Genomic DNA, 14,604 nt, shown 5'->3' with positions numbered 1-14,604 from the left:
CTGGTTCTAGCGCCGGCGCGCAACCGCTACGCCAAAGAGGAAAGCGACAAACAGGCTGGCCAAGGGCGCTTCGCGCGTGATCGCCGCCAGTGTCGAGAGCGGCCGTCCGGGCTTTCGCGCTTCATCAATCGCGTAGGTCAGGCGATCGACGGCGGAACGCAAGCCACCGGCAACCTCGCCAATGGTGTGGGACACATCGGTCGCTGCATCGATGGCGCGTTCTGCCATGCCAGGGTGCGGATCTGGCTGCGGTATGTCCGTGCTCAACCTCGTTGCCTCCAACCAGATGAAGAAACCGAGACCGGTACCTTTGGCTATCCGCGCGAGCGCTCGTTTTGAACAGCGGGTCCGAAGACCTTTGGCTATCCGCGACAGGCGCCGTTTGTAAACGGCGGGTACCGGCCTTGCAGGAAAATGCGGCGCGCGGGATTTAGTTCCGGATTCCCGTGAAACGATGGATGCGAATCTCTGTTACGCTGGTGCAGCCTTGCTGATCTCAGGAGATTGCCGTGACCGATCAAGCCATCACGGATCGAGCCCGGCGCATCGCGTTGCTGGGCGCGCCCATCGATATGGGTGCTTCACAGCGTGGCACCTTGATGGGCCCGGCGGCGCTGCGGACCGCCGGTCTTGCAACACTGCTTGAAAGCCTGGATTTCGAAGTCGTCGACTACGGCGATCTCTCGGTGGCCGAGGTCAGGGATCTCGTCGACAGGCCGCCGGAGAAGGCCAACCACTACCGCGAAATCCAACGCTGGACGCGCATGCTCAGTGGCCGCGGCTATGAGATCGCGCAAACCGGTGCCCTGCCGATCTTCCTCGGGGGCGATCACACGCTCTCGATGGGTTCGGTCAATGCGATGGCCCGACATTGGCAGGAGCGCGGACGCGCGCTGTTCGTGCTCTGGCTCGACGCCCATGCCGATTACAATACGCCGGAGACGACGATCACAGCCAATATGCATGGCATGTCGGCGGCGTTCCTATGCGGCGAGGCCGGCCTCGATGGCCTCCTGGGCGATGATCCGCGCGCCTCGATTGATCCGGATAGGCTCGACCTGTTCGGTGCGCGTTCAATCGACAAGCTCGAAAAGGAGCTGATGCGTGCACGCCGGATCAGGGTTGTCGACATGCGCCAGATCGACGAGTTCGGAGTCGCGGTGCTGATCCGGCGCGTCATCGAACGCGTCAAGGCGAGCAACGGCGTGCTGCATGTCAGCTTCGATGTCGATTTTCTCGATCCCTGCGTTGCGCCGGGTGTCGGCACCACGGTGCCGGGAGGGGCGACCTATCGCGAGGCGCATCTGATCATGGAATTGCTGCACGATTCCGGTGTGGTGGGATCGGTCGACATCGTCGAGCTCAACCCGTTCCTGGACGAGCGCGGCCGCACTGCACGCACCGCGGTCGAACTGATCGGCAGCCTGTTCGGCCAGCAGATCACGGATCGGCCGACACCCAGCAATGCGATCGCGCCGGGTGAGTGACAAGCGAGCCTTTTGTGCATCGCGAAGAATGGAACTGCTGTCGCTGATAGCGGATTTAGGTCAGTTCTGATCGAAATCGCCTGCTTTTGAAATGCACACGAATTGCAAATGTCCTTCGCGGAAGGTTTCATGCGGGCCGAGCTTGAGCCGAGGGTCCGCAATGAGCAGCACGATCGACACCGAAGACAAATCCACCCGAACAACGCGCCGTCGCTTCCTGCAAAGCGGCACTGCGGTGGCCGGGGGCGTCGTTCTCGGCGCTGGTGCATCGGCCGCCGCTGATACGGAAAACCTCCCGCCTAACGTTCCCGATTGGATGAAGGCGCCGGGCGATCCGACCGGAAGCCAGCCCTATGGCGCGCCGTCGCCGTTCGAGAAGGGCGTCGTCAAGAACACCTCGAAGAACCTCAAACAGTACATCTCCGCGTCCGGACGGACGCCGTTGCAGGAGCTCGACGGCATCATCACGCCGAATGGCTTGTTCTACGAGCGCCATCACGGCGGCGTTCCGACGATCGCTCCGGCACAGCACCGGCTGATGCTTCACGGCCTCGTCGAACGGCCTCTGATCTTCACCGTGGACGATCTGCGGCGCTTCCCTTCGGAGTCGCGCATCCACTTTCTCGAATGCTCCGGCAATCCCGGTTACACCAAGCCCTATGGCAAGACGGCGTCGGACCTCGTCGGCCTGCTGAGCTGCGCCGAATGGACGGGCGTCAGCCTGAAGCTGGTGCTTCAGGAGGCCGGGCTGAAGCCGGATGCCAAATGGATCATCGCTGAAGGCGCCGACGCTGCCGCCCTGACCCGAAGCATCCCCATCGAGAAATGCCTCGAGGACGCCATGCTCGTCTATAGCCAGAACGGCGAGCGGCTTCGTCCGCAGCAGGGTTATCCGTTGCGGCTGCTTCTGCCGGGTTTCGAAGGCAATATGAACGTGAAGTGGCTGCGGCGTTTGCACGTGACGGCCGAGCCCGCTTACTCGCGCGAGGAGACCTCGAAATACACCGACCTGCTGCCGGACGGCACGGCACGAGAGTTCTCCTTCTACATGGAAGCGAAGTCGATCATCACCCGTCCCTCGGGTGGCCAGCGTCTCAACGCGCCTGGTTTCCACGAAATCACTGGCATCGCGTGGAGTGGCCACGGCAAGATCAAGCGAGTCGAGGTGTCCGTCGATGATGGTAAGAGCTGGCAGAATGCGCAATTGCAGGAGCCGGTGCTGACGCGTGCCCTCACGCGCTTTCGCCTGCCCTGGCAGTGGGACGGCAAGCCCGCGGTGATCCAGAGCCGCGCGATCGACGAAACCGGCTATGTGCAGCCGGCGCTCGCCGACCTGCTCGCGGTACGCGGCGAGAATTATTTTTACCACAACAACGCGATCTGGCCCTGGCGTATCGCCAACGACGGGGAGGTGACCAATGCGCTGGCGTGAGATCTGCGGCATTACCTTCGTCGTCTTGCTCTGCGCTTCAGCGAACGGCGCGCAGGCGCAAAGTCCCTATGACATCGGGCGTCCCGCGACGGCGGCGGAGATCGCAGGCTGGAATATCGATGTCGGGCGCGATGGCAGCAATCTACCGAAGGGAAGCGGTTCGGTCAGTCATGGACGCGAGGTGTTCGCCGAGCAATGTGCGTCATGTCATGGCGACAGCGGCGAGGGCGGTTTGGGCGATCGCCTCGCTGGTGGGCAGGGTACGATCGGGACCGCCAAGCCGATCCGCACCGTCGGAAGCTATTGGCCTTATGCGCCAACGTTGTTCGACTATATCCGCCGTGCCATGCCGCAGAACGCGCCTCAGTCGTTGAGTGACGGGGATGTCTACGCGGTGTCCGCTTATGTGTTGAATCTGAATGGGCTTGTGGGAGCGGATGCGACGCTCGATGCGAAATCGCTTGCGGCTATCAAAATGCCCAACCGCGACAGATTCGTCGGCGACGCGCGCCCCGACGTAAAGTGAACGAAGCGAATGGTGGAGTTCCCAGTCATTGGCTCGGAACTTGCTTAAGTCAGACGCGGAACTCGCGGGCCGCATTTGAATTAACCTGCGAGAGAAAAATGATGAGTCTTTCGATGACAACTGACCGCTTCGCAAACTCCATGTCCTCAGCGCTTCGCCATCCCGGCGTGATTGCGTTGATTGTGGCCGGCGTGACGATTGCTGCGATGTTGATCGTTGATCACGGTCCCTGGAACCGTGCCAAGACCCAACCGGCACATGTCGCAATGTATGCGACCACGGGTGAAGCCGCCACTGCAGCAGGCGCCAAGGTGCTTCCCACCGAACCAAGGTCGGCGGTTGAGCCGGAGCGGCCGGGGCCCAAGACGTCTCCGACCATCAATCCGGTGACGCCGTAAGCGTCAGCTCTTGCGGCCGTAGCTGAGGAGCCCGCCTGTGGTCTTCGGTGGATGGGCGTGAAGGGCTTCCTCGTTCGGCTCGGTGCCCCAACCCGGACGGTCCGGAATGATCAGATGGCCGTTCTGGATCTCCGGCTCGTGCGTGAACAGCTCGCGATCCCAGGCGAGGCGGTCGATGTCGATCTCCATGATGCGCAGGTTCGGCACCGCCGCGCAGAAATGGGCATTCATCATCGAGCAGAGATGGCCGTAGAAATTGTGTGGCGCGACGTTGACCTCGAAGGCTTCCGCGGCTGAGGCGATTTTCATCGACTGCCACACGCCGTTCCAGGGTGTGTCGATGATCGCGATGTCCATCGCCTGCTGGTGGAAATAGGGCAGGAACTCACGCAGGCCCAATAGTGTCTCGCAGGACGAGATCGGATGTGGACTCTGCCTGCGGATATACCCGAGAGCTTGCGGGTTGAAGCTGTCGATCTCGATCCAAAACATGTCGAGGTCGGCGATCGTGCGAAGGATCTCCAAATAGCCTTCGGTCTTGGCGTTGAAATTGCAGTCGAGCAGGATGTCGACGTCGGGACCCGCGCCGTCGCGGATCGCTTCCAGATGCATGCGCAGGTCGCGCAGGATCTTGCGGTCGACATTGATCTCGGGCGCAAAGGGCGAGCCGAAGCCGGGCCGCCAGCCAGTCGGTTTGCCGTCGTCATAGGAAAAGATGTTGGTCTTGAGCGCGGTGAACTTCTTCTCGCGCACCTCGCGGCCTATCGCCTTGACACCGTCGAGGTCTTCGATTGCTGGCTTGTACCAGGACGGATGATTGATCCGCCAGGTCGCGCAATGCGACCAGTAGACCCGGACGCGGTCGCGGATCTTGCCACCGAGAAGCTCATAGCAAGGGACGCCCAGGCACTTTGCCTTGGCATCGAGCAACGCATTCTCGATCGCGCCGAGCGCTTGCGCCACGACACCGCCGGCCGCAGGGCGGGTGGCCGCAAACAATTCGGCGAAGATGCGCTCGTGCTGGTAGACGTTCTGGCCGATAACGCGGCCGGAAAGGCGCTGAATTGCGGCGCCGACCCCGGGTGAGCCAAACCCCTCGTCGAACTCGCTCCAGCCGACGATGCCGTCTTCCGTCGTCACCTTGGCGAAGTGGTAGTTTCTCCAGCCGGCGTCGCAGGCGAGGATTTCGAGACTTGTTGCTTTTGATGATTTTGTCATATCGCTCCCCGTCGCCGGGCCGGGCGTTGTTGGTTTTGTGTCCCGGTCGCAAGCCCGAGCCCAGCCACAATTGTTAGGCTAACGACCGGCGGGCGTGAAGCCTGCAAGCGCTTGGCCGGACGTCGATTTTCAGCCTTGTCGCTGAAAACCCGTAGAAATTGGGGGATCGTGATCTTTCTCTGGCTCGTCCTGAAATTGCGCCGAGCCGAGACATTTTGGCCACAATCGGAACCGATCAAGGAGGCATGCAGTTTCTAGCCATGATTTCGGTTCTGGCGCTCCTCACGATCAGCGGAGCCGCCGTTTCCGATCGGTTTCTGACAGCCGATCAGCACGTCGCGCAAGGGGTGGAGTAGCGCGCACGCGCGAGGGTGCTTTTGTCTTTGGGGAGACAATGATGCTTTCGGTAGACCAGTTCTTGCGGTTCATCAGCGTGCCGGCCGTGTTCGCGGCCTTCGTCATCGCTTCGCAGATTTCGGTAGCGCTGTCGCCGCTCTAAGCCATTGCGAACGAGCCGAGCCGAGCCGAGCAGGGCGGCAGGCACCATCAGCGTGCTGCCGAGCTGGGTCGCGATTGTAACCGGAAAGGTCCGCGGCCGACCAGCGACATGCCGTGCCCGCGGGCTTTTTCGCGGTCTAGCTTCGCTTCAAGACAAGGTCGTGATCCCGCTTGCGGCGCGGCGCGCTTCTCTTGCGAAAAGCACGTTGAGATTGTAGGGAGCGTCATGAGCCATTGCCAGACGCCCACCAAGGTCGCTCCGCTTGCCGCGCATCTTGCGCGCAAGCAACGCGCCGACGACCCGTTTCGGAACGGCAGAGGTCCGATGGCGTTTGTTTGCGTGAGGAGGACGTCGCCATGGACCATTTGACGAAACGCGAGCAGCCGGACCGCAGCAAGATCAACATGCACGAAGCCCGGGAGGTCAAATATTGGTCCCACGCGCTCGGCGTCTCCCGGGAAAAGCTGCAACAGGCCGTCGACAAAGTCGGCAATTCGGCTGCCGCCGTCCGCAAGGAGCTGGCGCTGTAAGCCGGTCCGGCGCCGGGCTTTTGTGCTACTTGATGCTGACGAACATGCCCCAGGCGGCGGCGAGAGCGGCACCCGTGAAGACGACCACCGGATTCTCGCAGAAGGTGCTGCTATAGCTGCACACGTTCGAGCCGAACTGGCCGAGCTCGTGATGGCTCGCGGAGTAGAAAAGTCCTGACAGTCCCAGCAATGCGGCGGCGACGTAGTACATCGCGCATCTCTCCTCGGAACGCGTATGTGCCAGCATGGCGCGGAGAGATTTCGTTCCGCCGAATCCTCTTTGCTGGATTCGATTAAAGTTTGATGTGTCGGGTAAAACACCCGAGCCGATCGCGGCCGAGATTGAACCTGCATCCTCTCCGGCGACACCAAGACAGGCAGAGGTATTGCCATGGCTGGAGCGACCGTGCTGGCTGATCGGCAATGCGGTGCGGTCATCGGCAGCCAGGCTTGACGAACGGATGCTTGCATGAACCCCGCTCTCGATCTCCTCTATCGCCTGGCTGCGATCGGGATCGGCATCTATTGCGCCCGCAAGGCCTGGTACGGCTATGTCGAGCGAAAGATCCTGTTCGTCAGCGACGACTGGCTGGACTGGTCGCGCTGGTCGCGGCAGGAATTTTGTCGCGACACCATGCCGATCCGGTACTGGATGCAGATGTGCGGCACGGCTTTCGGCGCGCTGCTATGCTTCGCCGGTGCGATCATCGGCTGGCAGCCGAATGGCTGAGCATCCGCCAGTCCAGCGCGCTGCGGCTTGCACGACGAAACAATTTTGAAACAATCCTGAAACCAGATCCTCCTGAACTCGCTCGCCGTTGGGCCCGACCAACGGAGCGAAAAGGAGAAAGCCATGATCCAGGTCGGTTCGAAGGAAGAAGTCGCATTGCTGCTGGCACTGTTCGGGACTCATACCCAGCCCGTCAGGAAGCCCAAGACGAAATCGTAGCAGGGCTGAAAGCGAACCCATGCCGGGTTTGGCCGATTGCCTGAGCTTTCTGCGTTTGCTGATCGCCAGGGGAGATCCAAAAGGCATCCCGCTGGCGATGGGCGCCATCGACGACTATCTGGCGATGGCACCGGTCAGCGCACGCAGCCGCGGTCTGCGGGTGCTCCAGCAAGACGCGCTCGAGCTGCATGTGACGTCGGTCGGCGTGCAGCGCTCGTTCGCCGAGACGGTGGACGCGTACATCGCGCGGAAACTGGCGGAGGAGTGAGGGGGCTCTTGCCCCGGTTCCCCCCAAAAGCTGGCATCTCTCTTGCTGCATCACGTCGTCATCCCGGCCCGGCCAATCGGGCCGTTTCAGATTGAGGCGATCACATGCAGTCAACGTCCCGTTTCGAAGCGACCGCGCTCCACGCTCTGATCTCCGACCTGCGCTGGCGGATCCAGATGCTGGACAGCGACATTGCCGAGGAAGAGCGCAAGGCCGGGAATGCCGACCCTGGCAGTGCCACCTATTCGATGCTGGCCCTGACCTTGCGGTCGCGCCGGGACAACCTGCGGGCCTCGATCGCCATGTTGCAGGGACGGGAAGAGCGCGCGGCGGAGGTCTCGCGCGCGGCGTGAGCGGCTTTCGCGTCCTTCAAATTATGGTGGCTGCGTTAGGAACTTTCGGTTCCGAGCACGAATTTGTTCTGTGGCCGGTCTTGCCGCCGATCGACCGGCCTGGAATGACGGCTCCGGCGCCCGAGCCCCCCGTCCGCGCCGGAGCCGTTCTCTCGAATTGACACGTCGGGCAAAACACCGGCACAATGGCATCATCGGAAAAGTTGGTTCGGCCCGCGCGGAGAAATCCGTCGCGGGCTTTTTGCGCATGTGCGTACTGAGGCGCTAATCGTCTCGCGAGAGATCGCCGGGTTTCGTGGAATGCCGAGGGTGCCGCCGTCGCCGTGAACGAGATCGCGGTTCTTGTCTTCGGTCTCGGGCGCATCTTCGATCGCAGCTTCCCGCGTGTGTCGCGTTCGCTGTCCTTCGGCACGGGTCCCGGCAGATTGCGTGAGGTTTTCTGTGTCATGGTTTTTTGTGTCATGGCCGATCCGCCTGATCGGTCAACGCTCGCCTTGCGGCTTCGTTCGCTTGACACCTCGGGCAAGCTCCTTGTCTGGGACAAGGTCCTCGGCCTCGGATCGACGGATCCCCTGGCGGGGTTCGCGGCGATCACCGCCAATCTCGTCGTCTCCTTCTACTTCGCCAAGCGCGGCTTTGAGAATGTTGCAAGGATCATCAAGCGGTGAAGATGCCAGACGACGAAATCAGGGCCTTCGTCGCCGCGACGCTGGCGGAGCAGAACAGGCTCCAGCAGGACAGCGTCGATGCGACCGTGCTGAAGGCGGTGGCATCAGTGCTGGCTTCCTTTGGAATCGAAGATGACGACCGGAAGGAGGTGAGGGCAGATTTTCAGCACCTGCGGCGGTGGCGAAAGAGCGTGGAGCAGGCGCAGAGCTACACTTTCAAGCCCGTGATTACGGTGCTTGCGACCGGCCTGATGGGGGCCGTCTGGCTCGGCGTGAAGGTCGTGCTGAGCAAGTGACTGTCTCTTAATAGTGACGTCGCCTCGTGGTCGGTCAGGGTCGTTTCGTTGCTGAGAGGCATGCAATGTACAAAATTCGTATGGTCGATGCGTCCGATGATGACATTGCCGAGACCTTGGCTGATTTGCATCGGCTGACGTTCTTCGATGCCGCGGCCATCCCGGATTTCGATGTCGGGGCATGGTGGCTTGCTTGTTGCGGCGATGATGTCGCCTTCGCAGGCGCCGTGCCGTCCACCTATGCGCGAAACTGCGGCTACTTTTCCAGAGTCGGCGTTTTGCAGCGACATTGGGGAATGGGACTCCAGCTCAGGCTGATGCGGGCCGTCGAAGCGCGGGGCCGGCGCATCGGATGGGAGAGTATCGTTTCGGATACGACGGACAATCGGTTTTCCGCGAATAATTTCATCCGGGCAGGCTATCGGCTCTACGAACCCGAGATGCCCTGGGCCTGGTCGCATACGCTCCATTGGCGGAGATCGCTTCGTTGAGGAGGGTTTCACGTGATGCCGAAGGTGCCTACGGCAACGTCAAATGGCGCGCGTCGACGTAGGCGCCTTGTTCACCTGAAATGCTTGAGGACCCGGCAGCTTGATCGCTGCCGGGTCCTTTTTGCGTATTGAAGCGTTGCCCCTGAAGCACTTGCGCGGTCGGCTTCGCCGGGCTTTAAGTTCGTTTGCAGAAAATTCGGCGAGCACAAGCCGATGTAAGGGAGCCCTAGGGATGTTCACCAAGCCTCAATTGCCGGAACGTCCGTTGCGAGCGGCCGGAGGGCCAACCGCACTTGATGGTCTGCTGGTCGTCGACTTTACGCGTGTGGTCGCGGGGCCCGCCTGCACACAGACGCTGGCCGATTTCGGTGCGCGCGTCATCAAGATCGAGAATCCCGATGGTGGCGACGACACGCGTGCCTATGAGCACGCCGAGATCGGAGGGGAAAGCGCGGCCTATCTCAGCCTGAATCGCAACAAAAGCGGCATCGCGCTCGATTTCGCCGTCCCGGAGGCGCGCGAGGTCGCGCTGGATCTGATCCGCAAGGCGGACGTCGTCGTGGAAAATTTTTCCAGCGGTGTCATGAAGAAGTTCGGCCTCGACTATGACGCGGTCGCGCCGCTCAACCCTCGCCTCGTCTATTGTTCGATCTCTGCCTACGGACGCACCGGGCCGTTCGCCTCGCGCCCCGGCTTCGATCCGATCACGCAAGCCGAGAGTGGGTTCATGTCGCTCAACGGGTTCGCCGATGGTCCGGCGGTTCGGACCGGCCCGCCGATTGTCGACATGGCGACGGGGATGTCGGCCTGCAATGCCATCCTGCTGGCGCTATTGGCCCGGGATCGGCTCGGCCGCGGACAGCATGTCGAAGTCGCCCTGTTCGACGTCGCCATGGGAATGACCGGCTTCTACGGCATGGCCTATCTGATCAACGGCGAGAATCCCGGGCGGTTCGGAAATTCGCCTAGTGGCTCTCCCACCGTCGGCGTCTACGAAGCATCCGACGGTCCGCTCTACATGGCCTGCGCCAATGATCGGTTGTATCGGCGGCTCGTTGTCGAGGTGCTGAACCGCCCGGATCTCATCAACGCGCCACAGTTCGCCACGCGAAAGGCGAGGTCCGAGAACAAGGAGCTTCTACGCACGGCTATCGCGGAGGTTTTCGCGAGCGACACGCTCGAGAACTGGATGGCGAAGATGAAGCTGGCCAATATCCCGGTGGGTTATCTCCGGACAGTCGAGGAGGGATTCAATGCGCCCGAAGCACGCGAACGCGCGCGCTTGAGCCGAATCCCGCATCGTACGGCGGAGTGGGTGCCGAATATCGAGCCGCCGATCAACATGAGCCTGACGGCGGCAATTGATCCCGTAGCCGCGCCACTGCTGGGCGAGCATACCGAGGGCGTCATGCGCGAGACGCTTGGTTACGACCAAGACCTGATTGCGGCTTTGGCGAAAAAAGGGGTCTTTGGGCTGCCCAAGGCGACGACTTCGGACTGAGGGCTGCGCCAGCTTGATTTGGCAGGGTTCCCGCCGCATAAATATGTGAGAGCGAGGGATACGAATGGTGCCTGGTCAAGAGCCGAGTATGGGGCTGTCGGTAGCGACAGACTCCGGCGGACGAGCCTATGCGACGATGATCGCAAAGGCCCGGTCGCTGTTGCCGCAACTGCGGGAACGCGCGGCTCGCACGGAGGAGCTACGGCATCTACCGCCGGAGACCGAGCGGGACCTGCACGATGCCGGCCTGTTCCGTATGCTTCAGCCGAAGCGTATCGGCGGTGCCGAACTCGACTACGTCGCCCTGATCGATTGTGCCGAGCTGCTCGGGCGGGCCGACGCGTCAGTGGCCTGGAATCTGGCCAATTTGGCAAGCCACCACTGGATGCTCGCCATGTTCGAGCAGCGCGCGCAGGATCTGGTCTGGGGCCGAGATCCGGACGTCCTGATCGCATCATCCTTCATTTTCCCGGCCGGCCGCGCCAGCAAGGTCGAGGGCGGATACCGGCTGCGTGGAAGCTGGCCGTTCTCGTCGGGTGTTGGCTCCTGCGCGTGGAACATGCTCGCGAGCGTCGTGTCGTCTGACGACGAGGCTGATGGCATTGAATACCGCATCTTTCTGTTGCCCAAGGCCGACTACAGGATTCTCGACACCTGGAACGTCGCCGGACTGCGCGGCACCGGGTCGTCGGATGTCGAAGTCAAGGACGCCTTTGTGCCCGAGTACATGTCGGTCGCCGTCGGTGATTTGGCAGGAGGCGTGACGCCCGGAAGCGGCGTGAACCGCAATCCGCTGTACGCGCTGCCGGTATTCTCGCTGTTTCCTTATGTTCTCTCCGGCGTCGCGCTCGGGAATGCGCAAGCGTGTCTGGACGATTATGCGGAGGTCGCCCGTCATCGCATTTCGACGTACAATCGCGCCAAGCTGAGCGATTTCCAAAGCACTCAAATCAAGATTGCGGAGGCCTCCGCCAAGATCGATGCTGCGCGCCTCGTCATGCGCTCGGCCTGCATCGAGGCGATGGAGCACGCGCGAAGCAAGCGCATGCCTGACATGGCGATCAAGACCAGGTATCGGCGCGATGGGGCGTTCTCGGTCAATCTGTGCACGGATGCCGTCTCGATGCTGTTCGCGGCCAGCGGCGCGCGCGGCCTGTTCACGACGGGGGTATTGCAGCGGCAGTTCCGCGATGCGCACGCCATCAATTCGCACCTCGCATTCAATTTCGATGCGGCCGGAACCAATTATGGACGTGTGGCGCTAGGCCTGCCGTCCGAGAATCTCACCTTGTGAGCCGGCCGATGAAAGACCAGCCAAAGCAGCCGGCCGCGCCCGATCCAGCCAACGAGCTCGCGAGCGATAGCTCGCAGATTGATCCGCGTGATTTTCGCAACGCTCTCGGGGCGTATGGAACGGGCGTAACTATCATCACAGCTACGGCCGCTGATGGAAAGCCGTATGGCATCACCTGCAATTCGTTTGCGTCGGTCTCCTTGAATCCTCCCCTCGTTCTCTGGAGCCTCGGCGTCTATTCCTCGAGCTTGAGCGTGTTTCAGAACGCCAGCCATTTCACTGTGCACGTGCTAGGCACCTCGCAGCAAGCGCTTGCAAACAAATTCGCAAAATCGTCCGAGGACAAGTTCGCTGGCGTGGACTGGACGCCGGGCCTCGGCAACGCGCCCGTTCTTGCCGACAGCGTGGCCAATTTTCAGTGCCGGTCCGTCAATCGCTACTATGGCGGCGATCACGTGATCTTTCTCGGTGCGGTCGAGGCCTATGCCTACAACGCCAAAGAGCCGCTGCTGTTTGCGCGGGGGACCTACGGCCGGTTTCTGGCCGATGACGAGCGCAAGAAGTCGCCGTAGACTGATCGAGGGACGCCGCTCGGTTCAGCGGTCTGTGGCCGAGAGCTTGTAGATTTCCAGAGCGTCCGCGTCTGCGCCGCGTGCAGCCTTGGCCAGCCTGAAGATCTGGCCCGCGAGGGTCGCCATCGGCACCGGCGTTGACGTTGACTGGGCGACATCGGCGACCGTGTCGAGATCCTTCAACATCGTCGCGATGTGGCCGAGCGGCGGTGAGTGGATGCCCTGAACCATGCGCGGCACGAAGAGCTGAAGCGGGATCGAATCCGCGAAGCCGCCGGCGAGCGCCTCGGGCAGCCGGCTTGCATCAATTCCAGCATTCGAGGCAAGGCGCGTTGCCTCTGCGAGCACGGCCATCGCGCATCCGACGATCACCTGGTTGCAAAGCTTCGTGGTCTGGCCCGCGCCGGTGGGACCCATGTGCGTGAACCTGCGCGCCATTGTCAGCACATAGGGCCGTGCCCGCTCGATGTCGGAGGCCTCTCCGCCGGCCATGATGGCAAGCGTGGCTTCTTCGGCACCCCTGGTACCGCCGGACACCGGTGCGTCGATCCAGCCTGCACCGTTCGCCGACTTCAATCGGGCAGCCAGTTCGCGCGCGGCTTCGGGATGGATGGATGAAAAATCGACCACGAGCTTGCCTGCGCCGGGAGCGACCGCAAGACCTTCCCGCCCGAAGATGACCTCCTCGACGGCTGCTGCATCCGTGACGCACATGAAGACGATGTCGCAGTTTGCCAACAGGTCACGTGGCGTGCCCGCGCGTTTGGCGCCAGCCTCCACGAGCGGAGCGACCTTGCCTTCCGAGCGGTTCCAGACGCTGACGGGATAACCGGCCTTGAGCAGGCGCCGGGTCATTGGCGTCCCCATCAGTCCGAGGCCGAGATAGCCGAGTTTCTCGACGCCCTGCGGGTTTGCCTTGCTCGCATCAGCCATAGGTTGCCTCCTTGTGTCGCGGCGCAACGCCGCGCGACCGCTGCGCACCATACATAACGCATCTAGCTGTGAAACCGGTCGGCATGCATGGCTTGCCTGATTGTTTGAACCATGAAACATTTGGGCTGGTCGGGTTGGGTGGCGTCGGTCGGCGCCGGAGCAGCGGAGTGGGCACGATGCGGACAGTTTCGAGGTGGATGCTGGCAGCGGGGGCTGTGGCGGCCATGATCGCGGGCGCGAGCCCCTCATGGGCGCAGCAGACGATCCGCGTGGGCTGGACGATTCCGGCCGAGGAATCCAAATACTGGATGATGCGCAGGCCGGCCGAATTTCCCGATATCGGCAAGACCTATAACGTCGAGTGGACCCAGTTTCAGGGCACAGCGCCGATGACGCAGGCCTTGGCGGCCGGCGCATTGGATTGCGCAACGCAAGCGCCGCTCTCACTTGCCAATGGCGTGGTCGGCGGCAATCTCAAGGCCTACATCGTGGCGCAGCACGTCTTCGAGAAGCCTGGTGGCTTCTCGGTCTACTGGGCGGTCATGGATGACTCGCCAATCAAGACGATTGCAGATCTCAAGGGCAAGACGGTCGGCATTTCCGTCATCGGCGGCGGCACGCAAGGCCCGTTCAATCTGCTGCTGAAGCAGAACGGCGTCGATCCGGCCAAGGACATCAAGCTGGTCGAGGTCGGTTTTGCCGTCTCCGAGGATGCCCTGCGACAGGGCCGGGTCGATGCGGTCAACATGAACCAGCCGTTCGCGGCGCGAGCTGAGGCCAAGGGCGGCACAAGAAAACTGTTCTCGCTGTCGCAGGCCATGCCGAACATCGTGCACATCCTGGAAGCCTGCCGTGCTGATTTCGTCGACAAGAACCCCGAGCTGGTCAAGGCTTATGTCCGCGATATCACGTCGGGCATGAAAAAGGCACTGGCGAACCGTGAAGAGACGTTGAAGGTGGTCAATGAGGTCTTGAAAGCGCCCATCCCGGTGCTCGAGACTTATCTGCTCAAGGACAATGATTTCGGTCGCGATCCCGGTGCGGCACCGAATTTCCCGGCGATCCAGAAGATGCTCGACATCTATGCGGAAACGGGAATGCTGCCGAAGCTGGATGTCGCGCAATTCAAGCACCCGACGATCGTCGCGCCGCTGCAATAGGCGATCCGACCCGTTCGCCGGACCAATGA

19 protein-coding genes are annotated in these 14,604 nt (G+C 62.0%); 15 read left to right on the top strand and 4 right to left on the bottom strand.

What is annotated here, in order from left to right; translation table 11 throughout:
* Positions 1 to 6: 6 nt before the first annotated feature.
* Positions 7 to 228 carry a hypothetical protein gene (locus tag K3F49_RS04435; RefSeq protein WP_452100402.1) on the bottom strand — a complete coding sequence of 74 codons (222 nt, stop codon included), beginning with the start codon at positions 226 to 228 and terminating at the stop codon, positions 7 to 9.
* A gap of 281 nt (positions 229 to 509) precedes the next feature.
* Between K3F49_RS04435 and rocF the strand changes: the two genes are divergently transcribed.
* The 4 genes from rocF (at position 510) to K3F49_RS04415 (ending at position 3,843) form a co-directional block, all read left to right on the top strand.
* The gene (gene rocF, locus K3F49_RS04430) at positions 510 to 1,487 is read left to right on the top strand and encodes an arginase (protein WP_234679676.1); all 978 of its coding nucleotides are present in this window, start codon (positions 510 to 512) and stop codon (positions 1,485 to 1,487) included.
* Positions 1,488 to 1,647: 160 nt separating this feature from the next.
* Complete coding sequence (soxC, locus tag K3F49_RS04425) at positions 1,648 to 2,919, top strand: sulfite dehydrogenase (protein ID WP_234679675.1); 1,272 nt, start codon at positions 1,648 to 1,650, stop codon at positions 2,917 to 2,919.
* The gene (locus K3F49_RS04420) at positions 2,906 to 3,445 is read left to right on the top strand and encodes a c-type cytochrome (protein ID WP_234679674.1); all 540 of its coding nucleotides are present in this window, start codon (positions 2,906 to 2,908) and stop codon (positions 3,443 to 3,445) included. The genes soxC and K3F49_RS04420 overlap by 14 nt, the downstream gene beginning before the upstream one ends.
* A 101-nt stretch (positions 3,446 to 3,546) precedes the next feature.
* The gene (locus tag K3F49_RS04415) at positions 3,547 to 3,843 is read left to right on the top strand and encodes a hypothetical protein (protein ID WP_234680570.1); all 297 of its coding nucleotides are present in this window, start codon (positions 3,547 to 3,549) and stop codon (positions 3,841 to 3,843) included.
* A gap of 3 nt (positions 3,844 to 3,846) precedes the next feature.
* On the opposite strand, the gene K3F49_RS04410 is transcribed toward K3F49_RS04415, so the two are convergent.
* On the bottom strand, positions 3,847 to 5,061 hold the full coding sequence (locus K3F49_RS04410) for a mandelate racemase/muconate lactonizing enzyme family protein (RefSeq protein ID WP_234679673.1): 1,215 nt from the start codon (positions 5,059 to 5,061) through the stop codon (positions 3,847 to 3,849).
* Between the two features lie 855 nt (positions 5,062 to 5,916).
* Between K3F49_RS04410 and K3F49_RS04405 the strand changes: the two genes are divergently transcribed.
* Positions 5,917 to 6,090, top strand: coding sequence for a DUF3606 domain-containing protein (locus tag K3F49_RS04405; RefSeq protein ID WP_234679672.1), 174 nt, complete (start codon positions 5,917 to 5,919; stop codon positions 6,088 to 6,090).
* A gap of 25 nt (positions 6,091 to 6,115) precedes the next feature.
* Here the strand turns inward: K3F49_RS04405 and K3F49_RS04400 are convergent, their stop codons facing one another.
* Positions 6,116 to 6,301 carry a hypothetical protein gene (locus K3F49_RS04400; protein WP_234679671.1) on the bottom strand — a complete coding sequence of 62 codons (186 nt, stop codon included), beginning with the start codon at positions 6,299 to 6,301 and terminating at the stop codon, positions 6,116 to 6,118.
* A gap of 258 nt (positions 6,302 to 6,559) precedes the next feature.
* On the opposite strand from K3F49_RS04400, the gene K3F49_RS04395 reads away from it, so the two are divergent.
* The 9 genes from K3F49_RS04395 to K3F49_RS04355 all read left to right on the top strand — a co-directional run bounded on the left by K3F49_RS04395 (position 6,560) and on the right by K3F49_RS04355 (position 12,482).
* Positions 6,560 to 6,820 carry a hypothetical protein gene (locus K3F49_RS04395; protein ID WP_234679670.1) on the top strand — a complete coding sequence of 87 codons (261 nt, stop codon included), beginning with the start codon at positions 6,560 to 6,562 and terminating at the stop codon, positions 6,818 to 6,820.
* Between the two features lie 238 nt (positions 6,821 to 7,058).
* Positions 7,059 to 7,307: a hypothetical protein gene (locus tag K3F49_RS04390; RefSeq protein WP_234679669.1), complete on the top strand. Its 249-nt coding sequence runs from the start codon at positions 7,059 to 7,061 to the stop codon at positions 7,305 to 7,307.
* 104 nt (positions 7,308 to 7,411) lie between these two features.
* Positions 7,412 to 7,660, top strand: coding sequence for a hypothetical protein (locus K3F49_RS04385; protein WP_234679668.1), 249 nt, complete (start codon positions 7,412 to 7,414; stop codon positions 7,658 to 7,660).
* Between the two features lie 323 nt (positions 7,661 to 7,983).
* Positions 7,984 to 8,328, top strand: a complete 345-nt coding sequence (locus K3F49_RS04380) for a hypothetical protein (protein ID WP_234679667.1) — start codon at positions 7,984 to 7,986, stop codon at positions 8,326 to 8,328.
* Positions 8,325 to 8,624 (top strand): hypothetical protein, encoded by a 300-nt coding sequence (locus K3F49_RS04375; protein WP_234679666.1) that lies wholly within the window; start codon positions 8,325 to 8,327, stop codon positions 8,622 to 8,624. The genes K3F49_RS04380 and K3F49_RS04375 overlap by 4 nt, the downstream gene beginning before the upstream one ends.
* 65 nt (positions 8,625 to 8,689) lie before the next feature.
* The gene (locus K3F49_RS04370) at positions 8,690 to 9,115 is read left to right on the top strand and encodes a GNAT family N-acetyltransferase (protein WP_234679665.1); all 426 of its coding nucleotides are present in this window, start codon (positions 8,690 to 8,692) and stop codon (positions 9,113 to 9,115) included.
* A gap of 232 nt (positions 9,116 to 9,347) precedes the next feature.
* Complete coding sequence (locus K3F49_RS04365) at positions 9,348 to 10,616, top strand: CaiB/BaiF CoA transferase family protein (RefSeq protein ID WP_234680569.1); 1,269 nt, start codon at positions 9,348 to 9,350, stop codon at positions 10,614 to 10,616.
* 64 nt (positions 10,617 to 10,680) lie between these two features.
* Positions 10,681 to 11,910 carry an acyl-CoA dehydrogenase family protein gene (locus tag K3F49_RS04360; RefSeq protein WP_234679664.1) on the top strand — a complete coding sequence of 410 codons (1,230 nt, stop codon included), beginning with the start codon at positions 10,681 to 10,683 and terminating at the stop codon, positions 11,908 to 11,910.
* 8 nt (positions 11,911 to 11,918) lie between these two features.
* On the top strand, positions 11,919 to 12,482 hold the full coding sequence (locus tag K3F49_RS04355) for a flavin reductase family protein (RefSeq protein ID WP_234679663.1): 564 nt from the start codon (positions 11,919 to 11,921) through the stop codon (positions 12,480 to 12,482).
* Positions 12,483 to 12,506: 24 nt separating this feature from the next.
* Here the strand turns inward: K3F49_RS04355 and K3F49_RS04350 are convergent, their stop codons facing one another.
* Positions 12,507 to 13,415 carry an NAD(P)-dependent oxidoreductase gene (locus K3F49_RS04350; protein WP_234679662.1) on the bottom strand — a complete coding sequence of 303 codons (909 nt, stop codon included), beginning with the start codon at positions 13,413 to 13,415 and terminating at the stop codon, positions 12,507 to 12,509.
* 176 nt (positions 13,416 to 13,591) lie between these two features.
* Here K3F49_RS04350 and K3F49_RS04345 point away from each other — a divergent pair, with 176 nt between their 5' ends.
* Positions 13,592 to 14,575, top strand: coding sequence for an ABC transporter substrate-binding protein (locus K3F49_RS04345; RefSeq protein WP_234679661.1), 984 nt, complete (start codon positions 13,592 to 13,594; stop codon positions 14,573 to 14,575).
* Positions 14,576 to 14,604 lie beyond the last annotated feature (29 nt).

Origin of the sequence: Bradyrhizobium monzae (assembly GCF_021458635.1) — a bacterium.
Classification (GTDB): Bacteria; Pseudomonadota; Alphaproteobacteria; order Rhizobiales; family Xanthobacteraceae; genus Bradyrhizobium.
This window is presented reverse-complemented; position numbering and strand designations above follow the sequence as displayed.